The 15,058-nt window shown below is 54.2% G+C and carries 16 protein-coding genes; 15 read left to right on the forward strand and 1 reads right to left on the reverse strand.

What is annotated here, in order from left to right; translation table 11 throughout:
- The first annotated feature begins 31 nt into the window (after window positions 1-31).
- The 5 genes from rpoC to tuf all read left to right on the forward strand — a co-directional run bounded on the left by rpoC (window position 32) and on the right by tuf (window position 8,932).
- Complete coding sequence (gene rpoC, locus ACJJJA_RS03610) at window positions 32-4,261, forward strand: DNA-directed RNA polymerase subunit beta' (protein WP_444903760.1); 4,230 nt, start codon at window positions 32-34, stop codon at window positions 4,259-4,261.
- A 249-nt stretch (window positions 4,262-4,510) separates the two neighbouring features.
- On the forward strand, window positions 4,511-4,885 hold the full coding sequence (gene rpsL, locus ACJJJA_RS03615) for a 30S ribosomal protein S12 (protein ID WP_067150990.1): 375 nt from the start codon (window positions 4,511-4,513) through the stop codon (window positions 4,883-4,885).
- A gap of 110 nt (window positions 4,886-4,995) precedes the next feature.
- On the forward strand, window positions 4,996-5,466 hold the full coding sequence (gene rpsG / locus ACJJJA_RS03620; protein WP_143729448.1) for a 30S ribosomal protein S7: 471 nt from the start codon (window positions 4,996-4,998) through the stop codon (window positions 5,464-5,466).
- A gap of 90 nt (window positions 5,467-5,556) precedes the next feature.
- A complete protein-coding gene (gene fusA, locus ACJJJA_RS03625) occupies window positions 5,557-7,662 on the forward strand; it encodes an elongation factor G (RefSeq protein WP_444883680.1) in 2,106 nt (701 codons plus the stop codon).
- A gap of 76 nt (window positions 7,663-7,738) precedes the next feature.
- Window positions 7,739-8,932 (forward strand): elongation factor Tu, encoded by a 1,194-nt coding sequence (gene tuf, locus ACJJJA_RS03630; protein WP_252084404.1) that lies wholly within the window; start codon window positions 7,739-7,741, stop codon window positions 8,930-8,932.
- 668 nt (window positions 8,933-9,600) lie between these two features.
- On the opposite strand, the gene ACJJJA_RS03635 is transcribed toward tuf, so the two are convergent.
- Window positions 9,601-10,077 (reverse strand): aminoacyl-tRNA deacylase, encoded by a 477-nt coding sequence (locus ACJJJA_RS03635; protein ID WP_444903761.1) that lies wholly within the window; start codon window positions 10,075-10,077, stop codon window positions 9,601-9,603.
- Window positions 10,078-10,252: 175 nt separating this feature from the next.
- On the opposite strand from ACJJJA_RS03635, the gene rpsJ reads away from it, so the two are divergent.
- From rpsJ to rpmC, 10 genes are all read left to right on the forward strand, one after another.
- Window positions 10,253-10,564 carry a 30S ribosomal protein S10 gene (rpsJ, locus tag ACJJJA_RS03640; protein ID WP_010133849.1) on the forward strand — a complete coding sequence of 104 codons (312 nt, stop codon included), beginning with the start codon at window positions 10,253-10,255 and terminating at the stop codon, window positions 10,562-10,564.
- A gap of 111 nt (window positions 10,565-10,675) precedes the next feature.
- On the forward strand, window positions 10,676-11,311 hold the full coding sequence (gene rplC / locus ACJJJA_RS03645) for a 50S ribosomal protein L3 (RefSeq protein WP_252084412.1): 636 nt from the start codon (window positions 10,676-10,678) through the stop codon (window positions 11,309-11,311).
- An 18-nt stretch (window positions 11,312-11,329) separates the two neighbouring features.
- Window positions 11,330-11,944, forward strand: a complete 615-nt coding sequence (gene rplD, locus ACJJJA_RS03650; protein ID WP_252084413.1) for a 50S ribosomal protein L4 — start codon at window positions 11,330-11,332, stop codon at window positions 11,942-11,944.
- Window positions 11,941-12,237, forward strand: coding sequence for a 50S ribosomal protein L23 (gene rplW, locus ACJJJA_RS03655; RefSeq protein WP_152451143.1), 297 nt, complete (start codon window positions 11,941-11,943; stop codon window positions 12,235-12,237). The genes rplD and rplW overlap by 4 nt, the downstream gene beginning before the upstream one ends.
- A gap of 14 nt (window positions 12,238-12,251) precedes the next feature.
- Entirely contained in the window at window positions 12,252-13,076 is an 825-nt protein-coding gene (rplB, locus tag ACJJJA_RS03660) for a 50S ribosomal protein L2 (RefSeq protein ID WP_020411387.1), read from the forward strand.
- Window positions 13,077-13,113: 37 nt separating this feature from the next.
- A complete protein-coding gene (gene rpsS, locus ACJJJA_RS03665; protein WP_020411388.1) occupies window positions 13,114-13,392 on the forward strand; it encodes a 30S ribosomal protein S19 in 279 nt (92 codons plus the stop codon).
- 15 nt (window positions 13,393-13,407) lie between these two features.
- Window positions 13,408-13,740 carry a 50S ribosomal protein L22 gene (gene rplV, locus ACJJJA_RS03670; protein ID WP_020411389.1) on the forward strand — a complete coding sequence of 111 codons (333 nt, stop codon included), beginning with the start codon at window positions 13,408-13,410 and terminating at the stop codon, window positions 13,738-13,740.
- Window positions 13,741-13,759: 19 nt separating this feature from the next.
- Entirely contained in the window at window positions 13,760-14,440 is a 681-nt protein-coding gene (rpsC, locus tag ACJJJA_RS03675) for a 30S ribosomal protein S3 (protein ID WP_252084414.1), read from the forward strand.
- Between the two features lie 11 nt (window positions 14,441-14,451).
- Window positions 14,452-14,865 carry a 50S ribosomal protein L16 gene (gene rplP / locus ACJJJA_RS03680; RefSeq protein WP_020411391.1) on the forward strand — a complete coding sequence of 138 codons (414 nt, stop codon included), beginning with the start codon at window positions 14,452-14,454 and terminating at the stop codon, window positions 14,863-14,865.
- The gene (gene rpmC, locus ACJJJA_RS03685) at window positions 14,865-15,056 is read left to right on the forward strand and encodes a 50S ribosomal protein L29 (protein ID WP_020411392.1); all 192 of its coding nucleotides are present in this window, start codon (window positions 14,865-14,867) and stop codon (window positions 15,054-15,056) included. Before rplP ends, rpmC begins: the two co-directional genes overlap by 1 nt.
- Window positions 15,057-15,058: the final 2 nt, after the last annotated feature.

Raw genomic sequence — 15,058 nt, forward strand, 5'->3', positions numbered from 1 at the left:
GGGTTGACTACCCCCTAGTGGAGGAAAGGCCTTGAAAGATTTATTAAATCTGGTGAAGTCCCAGGAGCACCTGGAAGAGTTTGATGCGATTCGTATCGGTCTGGCCTCGCCGGACATGATCCGCTCCTGGTCCTACGGCGAAGTGAAGAAGCCGGAGACCATCAACTACCGTACCTTCAAGCCTGAGCGTGAAGGCTTGTTCTGCGCCAAGATCTTCGGCCCGGTAAAAGACTACGAGTGCTTGTGCGGTAAGTACAAGCGCATGAAGCACCGCGGTATTATCTGTGAGAAGTGCGGCGTTGAGGTCACCAAAGCCAAGGTGCGCCGTGAGCGTATGGGCCACATTGAACTGGCCAGCCCGGTTGCGCACATCTGGTTCCTGAAATCCCTGCCGTCCCGTATCGGCCTGTTGCTGGACATGACCCTGCGCGATATCGAGCGCGTGCTGTACTTCGAGTCCTACGTGGTAACCGAGCCCGGCATGACCACCCTGGAGCGCGGCCAGCTACTGAACGATGAGCAGTACTTTGAGGCGATGGAAGAGTTCGCCGATGAGTTTGAAGCGAAAATGGGTGCCGAGGCTATCCAGGAATTGATGGCAGATATTGAACTGCCGGTTGAGATCCAGCGCCTGCGGGAAGAGATCCCAGCGACCAATTCCGAAACCAAGATCAAGAAACTGTCCAAGCGCCTGAAGCTGCTGGAAGCCTTCTACAAATCCGGTAACAACCCGGAGTGGATGGTAATGAAAGCTCTGCCGGTTCTGCCACCGGATCTGCGTCCGCTGGTACCGCTGGATGGTGGCCGCTTCGCGACCTCCGATCTGAACGATCTTTACCGTCGTGTGATCAACCGTAACAACCGTCTGAAGCGTCTGCTCGAGTTGAATGCGCCGGATATTATCGTGCGTAACGAAAAGCGCATGCTGCAGGAATCTGTGGATGCACTGTTGGATAACGGCCGTCGCGGCCGCGCTATCACCGGCTCCAACAAGCGCCCGCTGAAGTCCCTGGCTGACATGATTAAAGGTAAGCAGGGCCGCTTCCGTCAGAACCTGCTGGGTAAGCGTGTGGACTACTCCGGTCGTTCCGTGATCGTGGTTGGCCCGACCCTGCGCCTGCACCAGTGTGGTCTGCCCAAGAAAATGGCTCTGGAGCTGTTCAAACCGTTTATTTTCGGCAAGCTCGAAACTCGCGGGCTGGCCACTACCATCAAAGCCGCCAAGAAAATGGTGGAGCGCGAAGAGGCCATCGTTTGGGATATCCTCGACGAGGTGATCCGCGAGCACCCGGTACTACTTAACCGTGCACCGACCCTGCACCGTCTGGGTATTCAGGCGTTCGAGCCGGTACTGATTGAAGGTAAAGCGATCCAGCTACATCCGCTGGTTTGTGCTGCCTATAACGCCGACTTCGACGGCGACCAGATGGCGGTACACGTACCTTTGACCATCGAAGCGCAGCTGGAATCCCGCGCGCTGATGATGTCCACCAACAACATCCTGTCGCCCGCCAATGGTGAGCCGATCATCGTACCGTCCCAGGACGTGGTACTGGGCCTGTACTGGATGACCCGAGAGCGCGTCAACGATAAAGGCGAGGGTATGTCCTTCTCCGATATCAAAGAGGTGAGCCGTGCCTTTTATGCCAGGCAGGTTGGCTTACAGGCGAAGGTTAAAGTGCGTATCCGCGAAAATATCGTGGGTGAAGATGGTGAGAAACACGAAACCATCTCTGTACAGGACACCACTGTAGGCCGCGCGCTGCTGTGGAATATCGTTCCGGAAGGCCTGCCCTTCGAGCTGGTTAACCAGCCGATGAAGAAGAAGTCTATTTCCCGTGTACTGAACGAGTGCTACCGCAAGGTGGGCCTGAAGGCGACCGTTATCTTCGCCGACCAGCTGATGTACACCGGTTTTGATTTCTCTACCAAGTCCGGTTCCTCCATTGGTGTGAACGACTTCGAAATCCCGGCCGAGAAAGCTCAGTTGATCGAATCCGCGGAAGCGGAAGTGAAGGAAATTGAAAGCCAGTTTGCCTCCGGTCTGGTAACGCAGGGTGAAAAATACAACAAGGTCATCGATGTTTGGTCCCGTACCAACGATAAGGTGACCCAGGCGATGATGGCGGGCATTAAGAAAGAGAGGGTGATTGACCGAGAGGGCAAAGAGACCCAGCAGGATTCTTTCAACTCTGTTTTCATGTATGCAGACTCCGGTGCACGGGGCTCCGAAGCACAGATTCGTCAGCTCGCTGGTATGCGTGGTCTGATGGCCCGTCCAGACGGCTCCATTATCGAGAACGCCATTACCGCAAACTTCCGTGAAGGTCTGACCGTACAGCAGTACTTCATCTCGACCCACGGTGCTCGTAAAGGTCTGGCGGATACCGCACTGAAAACCGCGAACTCCGGTTATCTGACCCGTCGCCTGGTGGACGTTGCTCAGGACGTGGTAATTACCGAACTGGATTGTGGCACTGACGACGGCCTGACCATGGCGCCGGTGATCGAGGGCGGTGACGTTATCGAATCTCTCGGTGACCGTATCCTCGGTCGTGTTGTGGCTCGCGATGTATTGAAGCCCGGCAGCGATGAAATCGCCGTTTCCGCCGGCACCATGATCGACGAGAAGTGGGTAGAGCGCATCGAAGCCATGGGTATCGATGAGGTTCTGGTTCGCTCCCCGATCACCTGTACTACTGCACACGGTATCTGTGCCCAGTGTTACGGCCGTGACCTGGCCCGAGGCCACCGCGCCAACCCGGGTGAATCTGTGGGCGTTGTTGCCGCACAGTCCATCGGTGAGCCGGGTACCCAGCTGACCATGCGTACCTTCCACATCGGTGGTGCTGCGAGCCGCGCCTCTGCTGCAGACAGCATCCAGGTGAAGCTGGGCGGTACCGTCCGTCTGCACAATGTGAAGACCGTTAAGACTGAAGCTGGCAACTTGGTAGCGGTTTCCCGCTCCGGTGAATTGGCGATTGCCGATAGCGCTGGGCGCGAGCGCGAGCGCTACAAGCTGCCTTACGGTGCTGTAATCAGTGTCTATGAGGGTGCTGAGGTTGATGGTGGCCAGATTGTGGCCAAGTGGGATCCGCACACCCACCCGATCATCACCGAAGTTGCTGGTTGGGTGAAACTGTCCGGTATGGAAGAGGGGCTCTCCATCCGCAAGCAGACCGATGAAATTACCGGTCTGTCCTCGATCGAAATTATCGATCCAGCCGAGCGTCCGGCGGCAGGTAAAGACCTGCGTCCGGCGGTAACTCTGTTGGATGAGAATGGCGAAGAACTGACTCTGGCCAACAGTAATGCGCCTGCGCACTACGCATTGCCGGCGCGTGCGATTCTCAGCCTGAAGAATGGTGACAAGGTGAACGTGGGTGACGTAATCGCACGTATCCCGCAGGAATCTGGCGGTACCAAGGACATCACCGGTGGTCTGCCCCGCGTTGCCGACCTGTTCGAAGCGCGTAAGCCGAAAGAGCCGTCCATCCTGGCGGAAATCTCCGGTACCGTTTCCTTCGGTAAAGAGACCAAAGGCAAGGTGCGTCTGCAGATCACCCCGCGCGACGGCAAGCCACTGGCCAACGGTAAGGACCACTACGAGGTTCTGATTCCGAAACACCGCCAGCTGACTGTGTTCGAAGGTGAAACTGTAGAGAAGGGCGAGGTTATCTCCGATGGCCCGTCCAACCCGCACGATATTCTGCGTCTGAAAGGTGTGGAAGAACTTGCGCGCTACATCACTAACGAGATCCAGGAAGTTTACCGTCTCCAGGGTGTAGGTATTAACGATAAGCACATCGAGACTATCGTGCGCCAGATGCTGCGCAAGGTGGAAATCCTCGAGATGGGCGATTCCAGCTTAATTAAGGGCGACCAGGTGGAATACCAGCGCGTGATCGAAGAGAACGAGCAGTTGCGCGCCGAAGGCAAACAGCCCGCTCAGTTCGAGCGCCTGTTGCTGGGTATTACCAAAGCGTCTCTGGCCACTGAGTCCTTCCTGTCTGCGGCTTCGTTCCAGGAGACTACCCGCGTTCTGACCGAGGCGGCGGTAACCGGTAAAGAAGATAGCCTGCGCGGTTTGAAAGAGAACGTGGTTGTGGGCCGCTTGATTCCGGCCGGTACCGGTCTGGCCTACCACGCAGAACGCAAGCGCAAGCGCAACCTGCAGCTGGAAGAAACCTTCGGCGAAGGTCCTTCTGCAGCAGAGGTAGAAGCGGCACTGACCGAGGCCCTCAAGTCCTCTGGCGAATAAGGCGTATCCCACTCTATCTGTTGGTGGAGTGGGGTAGGTCGGGGCACTTCGGTGCTCGATCTGATATTGGCGACTGTCTGTGATGTAAGCACTTACTTCTGTCGCCGATTGACTAGGCGGGTTGTCGCTTATAGAATGCGGCCCCCGCTGATGTGGGGTGTTTCGTTCGACCTCTGGGTCGGCGCTACACACAGACGACAGGCCCTCACTTTTAGAGGTGGTGGCATTTTATTTTTGGAGTGATTTTTAATGGCAACGATCAACCAGTTGGTTCGTAAGCCGAGAAAACGCAAAGTCGAAAAAAGCGACGTTCCCGCTCTGCAGGCTAGCCCGCAGCGTCGTGGAGTTTGCACTCGCGTGTACACCACTACACCGAAAAAGCCGAACTCCGCACTGCGCAAGGTTTGCCGTGTGCGTCTGACCAACGGTTACGAAGTAACTTCGTACATCGGTGGTGAAGGCCACAACCTGCAGGAGCACAGCGTGGTACTGATTCGCGGCGGTCGTGTAAAAGACCTGCCGGGTGTGCGCTACCACACTGTACGCGGTGCACTTGACTGTGCTGGCGTAAACGATCGCAAGCAGGGCCGTTCTAAATACGGCGCCAAGCGTCCTAAAGGTTAATCGCCTTTAACGATTTGCGTTTCGGTTTCCAACCGGAGTAAGGCTGAGCTCGCCGGATTGTAAGGTTTTACGGCGGCGTCTCAGAATAACCCTGAAGAGAGGCAATTCCCATGCCGAGAAGACGAGTAGTCGCTAAGCGCGAAGTACTGCCCGACCCCAAGTTCGGGAACGTCACCCTAGCCAAGTTCATGAACCACGTCATGATCAGCGGCAAGAAATCAGTAGCAGAGCGCATTGTATACGGTGCCCTTGATACTATTTCTGAAAAATTGAACAAAGACCCGATCGAAGTGTTTGAAGAGTCTTTGGAAAACATCGCGCCTATGGTGGAAGTTAAATCCCGCCGTGTTGGTGGTGCGACCTATCAGGTGCCTGTAGAAGTGCGCCCCTCGCGCCGTACGGCTCTGGCAATGCGTTGGCTGGTAGAGTTCTCCCGCAAACGCGGCGAGAAGTCTATGGCTCAGCGCCTGGCCAATGAAATGATCGATGCAGCTCAGAACAAGGGCGGCGCGGTCAAGAAGCGTGAAGATGTACACCGCATGGCGGAAGCCAACAAGGCGTTCTCTCACTACCGCTTCTAAGTCTGATGATTACCAACATCGGAAATTAATACCGAAAGGCAGCACGGAAATTTCCAGGCTGCCTTTTGCCGTTATATCGAGGATACAACTGTGGCACGTAAAACGCCTATCGCACGCTACCGTAACATCGGTATCTGTGCCCACGTAGACGCCGGTAAAACCACCACTACTGAGCGCGTACTTTTCTACACTGGTCTGTCCCACAAAATTGGTGAGGTGCACGAAGGCGCCGCAACCATGGACTGGATGGAACAGGAACAGGAGCGTGGTATTACCATCACCTCCGCTGCAACCACCTGTTTCTGGGCTGGCATGCAGCAGCAGTTCGATCAGCACCGCGTAAACATCATCGACACCCCAGGACACGTTGACTTTACCATTGAAGTAGAGCGCTCCTTGCGCGTACTCGACGGCGCGGTTGTTGTACTGTGTGGTTCCTCTGGTGTTCAGCCGCAAACTGAAACCGTTTGGCGCCAGGCCAACAAATACCACGTGCCGCGTATGGTATTCGTGAACAAAATGGACCGCGCCGGTGCGAACTTCCGCAACGTTGTGGACCAGCTGAAAGATCGTTTGAACGCGAACGCCGTACCGCTGCAAATGACCATCGGTGCTGAGGACGAGTTTAAGGGTGTTGTTGACCTGGTGAAAATGAAGGCCATTCTGTGGAATGAAGCCGATCAGGGCATGACCTTCGACTACGCTGATATCCCCGCTGAGCTGCAGGACGAGTGCGACGAAATGCGCGAGTACCTGGTAGAAGCGGCCGCTGAAGCCAGCGAAGAGCTGATGGAAAAGTACCTGGAAGAGGGTGAGCTGACCGAAGAAGAGATCAAGGCAGCTATCCGTCAGCGTACCCTGGCCAATGAAATCGTACCGGTTCTGGGCGGCTCTGCGTTCAAGAACAAGGGCGTGCAGGCCATGCTGGACGCGGTTATCGAATACCTGCCGGCGCCGACTGAAGTAAAGGCGATAGAAGGTACTCTGGAAGACGGCGAAACCGTTGAGACTCGCGAAGCCGACGATGACGCTCCGTTCGCCGCTCTGGCGTTCAAAATTGCTACCGACCCCTTCGTTGGTACTCTGACTTTCTTCCGCGTTTACTCCGGTAAGCTGGAGAGCGGTACTGCGGTATACAACTCCGTAAAAATGAAGAAAGAGCGCGTTGGTCGTATGGTGCAGATGCACTCCAACGATCGTAAAGAGATTAAAGAAGTACTGGCGGGTGACATCGCAGCTGCGATTGGTCTGAAAGACGTGACCACTGGTGACACCTTGTGTGCCGAGAGCAACAAAATTGTTCTGGAGCGCATGGAATTCCCAGAGCCGGTAATCTCCGTAGCGGTTGAGCCCAAGTCCAAGCCGGACCAGGAAAAAATGGGTATTGCCCTCGGCAAGCTGGCCCAGGAAGACCCGTCTTTCCGCGTGAAGACCGACGAAGAAACTGGCCAGACCATTATCTCTGGTATGGGTGAGCTGCACCTGGACATCATCGTCGACCGTATGCGTCGCGAGTTCAATGTAGAAGCGAACATCGGTAAGCCTCAGGTGGCCTACCGCGAAGCGATCCGTAACACCTCTGAGATCGAAGGTAAGTTCGTTCGTCAGTCCGGTGGTCGCGGTCAGTTCGGTCACGTTTGGGTGAAATTCGAGCCCGCTGAGGATGAGTCCGCAGAAGGCCTGGAATTCGTTAACGAAATCGTGGGCGGTGCAGTACCTAAGGAATATATCCCTGCGGTATCAAAAGGTATCGAAGAGCAGATGCAAAACGGTGTTCTGGCTGGCTACCCGCTGCTAGGCCTGAAAGCGACTCTGTATGACGGTTCCTACCACGATGTGGACTCCAGTGAAATGGCGTTTAAAATCGCCGGTTCTATGGCGACCAAGAAGCTCTCCTCTGTGGGCGGCGCGGTATTGCTTGAGCCGATGATGAAGGTGGAAGTAGTAACTCCAGAAGAGAACATGGGTGACGTAGTTGGCGACCTCAACCGTCGTCGCGGCCTTATCCAGGGTATGGAAGACAACCCCGCTGGTAAGGTGGTAAACGCAGAAGTGCCTCTGGCAGAGATGTTCGGTTACGCAACCGACCTGCGTTCTGCTACTCAGGGCCGTGCTACCTACACCATGGAATTCCTGAAGTACGCCGAAGCGCCGAAAAACGTTGCCGATGAGATCATCGCCAAGAACAAAGCCTAATTAACTTCTGCTTAAAGGGGGCTGGGCCAACAGCTGGGGCCCCTTTGGCAAACTTTTAGCTAGAGGACATCTAAAGATGGCAAAAGAAAAATTTGAACGTTCCAAGCCCCACGTGAACGTGGGCACCATCGGTCACGTTGACCACGGTAAAACCACCCTGACCGCTGCTCTGACCCGCGTATGTGCGGAAGTATGGGGCGGTGACGCTGTTGCTTTCGACGGTATCGACAATGCTCCGGAAGAGCGTGAGCGCGGTATCACCATCGCTACTTCTCACGTTGAGTACGAGTCCCCGACTCGCCACTACGCGCACGTAGACTGCCCGGGACACGCCGACTACGTTAAGAACATGATCACCGGTGCCGCTCAGATGGATGGCGCTATCCTGGTATGTTCCGCTGCTGACGGCCCCATGCCGCAGACTCGTGAGCACATCCTGCTTTCCCGTCAGGTAGGTGTACCTTACATCGTTGTATTCCTGAACAAAGCGGACATGGTAGACGACGAAGAGCTGCTCGAGCTGGTAGAAATGGAAGTTCGCGAACTTCTGGACCAGTACGAGTTCCCAGGTGACGACACTCCGATCATCGTTGGTTCCGCTCTGATGGCCCTGAACGGCGAAGACGACAACGAAATGGGTACTACCGCTGTTAAGAAGCTGGTAGAAACTCTGGACGAGTACATCCCTGAGCCGGAGCGTGCAGTAGATCAGCCGTTCCTGATGCCGATCGAAGACGTATTCTCTATCTCTGGCCGTGGTACCGTAGTAACTGGTCGTGTAGAGCGTGGTGTAATCAACACTGGCGACGAAGTTGAGATCGTTGGTATTAAAGAAACCACCACCACCACCTGTACTGGTGTTGAAATGTTCCGCAAGCTGCTCGACGAAGGTCGTGCTGGTGAGAACATCGGTGCGCTGCTGCGTGGCACCAAGCGTGACGAAGTAGAGCGTGGTCAGGTACTGGCTAAGCCGGGCTCCATCACTCCGCACACCAAGTTCGAAGCGGAAGTGTACATCCTGTCCAAGGACGAAGGTGGTCGTCACACCCCGTTCTTTAAAGGCTACCGTCCTCAGTTCTACTTCCGTACTACTGACGTAACTGGTGCGGTTGAGCTGCCGGAAGGCACTGAAATGGTAATGCCGGGCGACAACATTCAAATGGTTGTTACCCTGATCGCTCCGATCGCCATGGAAGACGGCCTGCGCTTCGCTATCCGCGAAGGTGGTCGTACCGTAGGTGCGGGCGTTGTTGCCAAGATCATTGAGTAATAGTTACTTTTGATCTAAATAAAAAACCGCAGCGGACGCGCTGCGGTTTTTTTTTGCCTGATATTTTTTTGTTTTTTCTCGCCAATACAGCCTGTTAAGTGTTTATTTTAATTGGCTACTTGGGAGGGTTTTATGGATAAGTGTTTGCAAAGAAAAACCGTAAAAAAAGTTGTCAGAGAGGTTCAAGTTTAGCCTCGTAATTTATGATGAGCGTTGCTGTAGTTGTGCAATTTGATAAAGGTTTATAAGGGCTTTATTTGAGAGATATTTATTCGCGATAGCGTATTGGAGAGAGTTAAATTGGGGGTTGTTTTATTTTGTGTATGGCTCTTTGAGCGTTAGCATTTGCTGTGTTCTCATTGTGGCTCTGCAGGGCTTTAAGTAGCGTAGGTGTCCTGCTTTGCAAACTAAAACCTCTTCAGGGTATGTATTTGTTTTGTGTTTTGTAGAAATATTTAGGGTGGTTAAAACAAATATCCCTGTGCCCATCGATTTGCTGGTATAGCCTAGTCGCTGGGTAGGGTACTTATCTAATGGATAGGTTAGTGGAAGGCGGTGTTTGCTGGTCAGAATCCTGTGGCTCTGGCTTGAGCAGCACCACAGGATTACATTTCTTTGTGGCGCCTTATTCAGGCTGATATTTCAAATCCTTCTGCTTCTAGGGTTGCTTATGGCCAGTCCTTACTAAGATCAGCGCTTCGACACCCGGCAAACAGTTTATTGAATTGTGGTCCATTCATTTCTACCAGTTCTTCGTGGTCACCCGCCTCAAAAAAGATCGTCTCACAGCGGTTGAGCCCGCTGTCTATCAGGGTAGTAATGCCATAAGCCTGGCCGACAGGGGGTAGGGCGCCCAGCTCGCAGTCTGGGAAGACTGACCCCAGCTCATTTTCTGCAACCATCTCCAGGTCGTTGCGGCCGGTTTCAGTGTGCACTGCGCGTAGATCCAGGCTGCTGCTGGCGGGTATTACCGCCATCACGAACCCCTCCTTATCGCGCAACAGGATTGCCTTGGCTACTTGGTCTTCGCGCACATGAGCAGCGTGGGCGCTCTCTCGACTGGTGCGTGTGTGGGGATGCTGTATTAGGTGGTAGTCAACTGACTGGTCATTCAAGTATTGACTTAATCTCGCAGCAATAGTCATGTCTTTACCCTCAATTTACTTAAGGTACTCCATTGTAGTTTGAGCCGATTGAAATTTGATCATGCTGTACAGTTGACAGCCTCTTGCACGCCCCGTAGAATTCGCGCTCCTTTTCGCCCGCCCTCGGGGTTGCGAGAAAGGACGTTCTTTAGTTCATAAGTTGGAGTTTGATTCCATGCAGGGTCAACGTATCCGAATTCGCCTGAAGGCCTTCGATCACAAGCTGATCGACGCGTCTACTCAGGAGATCGTAGAGACGGCTAAGCGCACTGGCGCACAAGTTCGCGGTCCTATCCCGCTGCCGACTCGCAAAGAGAAGTACACCGTACTGATTTCCCCGCACGTTAATAAAGACGCTCGCGACCAGTATGAGATCCGTACTCACAAGCGTTTGCTGGACATCGTTGAGCCTACCGAGAAAACCGTCGACGCGCTGATGAAGCTCGATCTGGCGGCCGGTGTTGAGGTCCAAATTAGTCTCGGCTAAACACTTTTAACTAACTACCGAACCCCAGGCGAAAAAGGTCTGGGTAGTGTAACGCTCTGAAATTGGGCGGCCGCAGTGGGTTAAAGCCCCGTGCACTGAGAGGTTAATAAGATGACTATAGGTATTGTCGGCCGCAAGAGCGGCATGACTCGCGTCTTCACTGAAGATGGCGTATCCATTCCGGTAACCGTTGTTGAGGTTGCTCCGAATCGCGTCACCCAGGTGAAAACTGTGGAAACCGATGGCTATGCCGCTGTTCAAGTAGCAGTGGGTAACCGTAAGGCTTCCCGTGTCTCCAAGCCCGAAGCGGGCCACTTCGCCAAAGCCAATGTAGAGGCTGGCACTAATCTTTTCGAACTGCGTACTGACGCTTCCGAAGAGACTTTCGAAATCGGTTCTGAAATCACTGTAAGCAGCTTTGAAGCTGGCCAGAAGATCGACGTAACCGGCACTTCCAAGGGTAAAGGCTTCCAGGGTGGCGTTAAGCGCTGGAACTTCCGTACTCAGGACGCAACCCACGGTAACTCTCTGTCTCACCGCGCTCCCGGTTCTATCGGTCAGTGCCAGACTCCTGGCCGCGTATGGAAAGGCAAGAAAATGGCCGGACACATGGGTGCTGAGCGTGTAACCGTGCAGAACCTGGAAGTAGTTCGTGTCGATGCCGAACGCAACCTGCTGCTGGTTAAAGGCGCTGTTCCCGGTGCTCCCGGTGGCAACGTTATCGTTCGTCCGGCAGTAAAAGCCTAAGTCTGAGGGGAATTAGATATGGAACTGAATATCGCTACTCCCGAAGGCGCTAAAGGCACAGTAGCTGTCTCTGAAGTGACTTTCGGACGTGAGTTCAACCAAGATCTGGTACACCAGGCAGTTGTCGCCTACATGGCTGGCGCTCGTCAGGGTACCAAGGCGCAGAAGAATCGTTCTGATGTTTCCGGTGGTGGTAAAAAGCCCTGGCGCCAAAAAGGTACTGGCCGCGCACGTGCCGGTACTATCCGCAGCCCGCTGTGGCGCTCCGGTGGTGTAACTTTCGCCGCTGACCCGCGTGATCACAGCGTTAAGCTGAACAAGAAGATGTACCGCGCTGCACTGCGCTGCATCCTGTCTGAGCTGGCTCGTCAGGAGCGCTTGATAGTGGTTGAGTCCTTCGATGTGGACGCGCCCAAGACCAAGCAACTGGTTAGCAAACTGGCTCAGTTTGACCTGTCCGATGCGCTGATCGTGACTGAAGAGGTTAGCGAAAACCTGTACCTGGCCGCTCGCAACTTGCACAAAATCGATGTTCGTGATGTGCAGGCGATCGATCCAGTAAGCCTGATTCGCTTTGATAAGGTCGTGGTTACCGTTTCTGCGCTCAAGAAAATTGAAGAGGTGCTGGGATGAACCAAGAGCGACTCTACAAAGTACTGCTGGGCCCGGTAATTTCCGAAAAAGCTGCTGTGCTGGCCGATAGCGCCAACCAAGTAGTTTTCAAGGTTTCCACCGATGCCGAAAAAGCTGAGATCAAGGCCGCGGTTGAAAAGCTGTTTAACGTTTCTGTTGAGCAGGTTCGCACCGTGAACGTTAAAGGTAAAACCAAGCGTACCCGCTACGGCATGGGCCGTCGCAGCGATTGGAAAAAAGCCTACGTTCGCCTGGCCGAAGGCAGCGACATCAACTTTGAAGCTGCTGAGTAAAGGGGACTGTTACAATGGCAATTGTAAAAACAAAACCGACCTCCGCCGGCCGTCGACACCTGGTTAAGGTTGTTAACCCCGACCTGCACAAGGGTGCTCCTTACGCTCCTCTTTTAGAGAGCAAGAGCAAAAGCGGTGGCCGTAACAACAACGGTCGTATCACCACTCGTCATATCGGCGGTGGTCACAAGCAGCACTACCGCGTAATCGACTTCAAGCGCAACAAAGACGGTATCCCCGCCAAAGTTGAGCGTCTGGAGTACGATCCCAACCGCAGCGCGCATATCGCTCTGGTTTGTTACGCGGATGGTGAGCGTCGTTACATTATCGCACCGAAAGGCCTTAAGGCTGGCGCCACCATTCAGTCCGGCGATGCCGCACCGATTGCTGTGGGCAACACCCTGCCTCTGCGCAACGTTCCGGTGGGTTCTGTAATTCACGGTATCGAGCTGAAGCCTGGTAAAGGCGCTCAGTTGGCCCGCTCTGCGGGTGCTTCTGTACAGCTGGTAGCCCGTGAAGGCCAGTACGCGACTATTCGTCTGCGTTCCGGCGAAATGCGCAAGGTTCTCGCTGAGTGCCGCGCAACCCTGGGTGAAGTGAGCAACTCCGAGCACAGCCTGCGCAAGCTGGGTAAAGCTGGTGCTGCACGCTGGCGTGGTGTTCGTCCTACCGTTCGCGGTGTGGCGATGAACCCGGTAGATCACCCGCACGGTGGTGGTGAAGGTCGTACCTCTGGTGGCCGTCACCCTGTTACTCCGTGGGGCGTTCCGACCAAGGGTAAGAAAACGCGCAAGAACAAGCGCACCGATAAGATGATTGTACGTCGTCGCGGCAAGTAAGCCGCGCGATGTCTGAGCAGCTAGAGAGGAATCGACAGTGCCACGCTCATTAAAAAAAGGTCCCTTTATTGATCTGCATTTGATCAAGAAGGTGGAGGCGGCGATTGAAGCAAACGATCGTCGACCGATTAAAACCTGGTCCCGCCGTTCCATGATTATGCCGGAAATGGTTGGACTGACGATTGCCGTTCACAACGGTCGTCAACACGTGCCCGTTTTGGTTAACGAAGAAATGGTTGGCCATAAACTGGGCGAGTTCGCTGCTACCCGCACTTACCGCGGTCACGCTGCGGACAAGAAAGCGAAGAAGCGCTAAGCCGAGGTTAAAAAGATGGAAGTAGCAGCAAAATTACGCGGCGCACGTCTATCGGCGCAAAAGGCGCGACTGGTAGCTGATCAGGTTCGCGGCAAAGGCGTTGAAGAAGCCCTGGATATTCTTGCATTTAGCAATAAAAAGGGTGCGGCGATCGTCAAGAAAGTACTGGAATCGGCCATTGCCAACGCTGAGCACAACGAAGGTGCTGACGTTGACGAGCTGAAGGTTTCCACAATTTTTGTGGACGAAGGTATGACCATGAAGCGCATTAAACCGCGTGCGAAAGGTCGTGCAGATCGCATTCTTAAGCGTACTTGTCACATCACTGTGAAAGTGGCCGAGAAATAAGAGAGCAGGCGAGAAAACCATGGGACAAAAAGTACATCCTACCGGCATTCGTCTGGGTATCGTTAAAAAGCATACCTCTGTTTGGTATGCCGGCAGCGACGAGTACGCAGACAAGCTGTACACGGATCTGAAAGTTCGCGAATTTATTCGCAAAAAACTGGCCCACGCTTCTGTGAGCCGTATCGAGATCGAACGTCCGGCGAACACCGCTCGTGTGACTATTCACACTGCGCGTCCGGGTATCGTGATCGGTAAAAAAGGTGAAGACGTAGAACGTCTGCGCAACGCTGTTAGTGCGCAGATGGGCGTACCTGTGCACATCGACATCGAAGAAGTGCGCAAGCCTGATATGGACGCCGCTCTGGTTGGCCAGAACGTTGCCCAGCAGCTGGAACGCCGCGTTATGTTCCGTCGCGCGATGAAGCGCGCCGTACAGAACGCTATGCGTCAGGGCGCTGAAGGTATCAAAATTCAGGTAAGTGGTCGTCTCGGTGGTGCGGAAATCGCACGTACCGAATGGTACCGCGAAGGTCGTGTGCCTCTGCACACCCTGCGTGCCAACATCGACTACGCCACTGCTGAAGCGATGACTACCTACGGCATCATCGGTATCAAGGTGTGGATCTTTAAAGGCGAAGTCATCGGTGACGAAATGCCCGATGAGAAGCCGGCTAAGACCCGCAAGAAAGCTGCTAAATAAGGGGTACGCAGATGCTGCAACCAAAGCGTACAAAATTCCGCAAGGTACAGAAGGGTCGCAACCGCGGTCTTTCTCAGCGCGGCTCTAAAGTGAGCTTTGGCGAGTTTGGCCTCAAGGCCATCGGTCGCGGTCGCATTACTGCGCGCCAGATCGAAGCGGCTCGTCGCGCAATGACTCGTCACGTTAAACGTGGCGGCAAAATCTGGATTCGCGTGTTTCCGGACAAGCCAATTACCAATAAGCCCCTCGAAGTCCGTATGGGTAAAGGTAAAGGTGGCGTTGAATACTGGGTAGCTCAGATCCAGCCGGGCAAAGTCCTCTATGAGATGGAGGGTGTGTCCGAGGAGCTGGCTCGTGAGGCTTTCGCACTTGCTGCGGCCAAGCTGCCTGTAAAAACAACTTTCGTTAAGCGTTCGGTGATGTAATGAAGACTGCAGATCTACGCGAAAAGTCAGTTGAAGAGCTGAACCAGGAACTGCTGAACCAGCTCGAAGCTCAATTCAAGCTTCGTATGCAAAAGTCCACCGGTCAGCTGGCTCAGACTCATCTGCTGAAGCAGACTCGTCGCGACATTGCTCGCATAAAGACTGTGTTGACCGAGAAGGCAGGTAACTAATC

The organism is Microbulbifer mixtoriginis (SeqCode) (assembly GCF_052466865.1).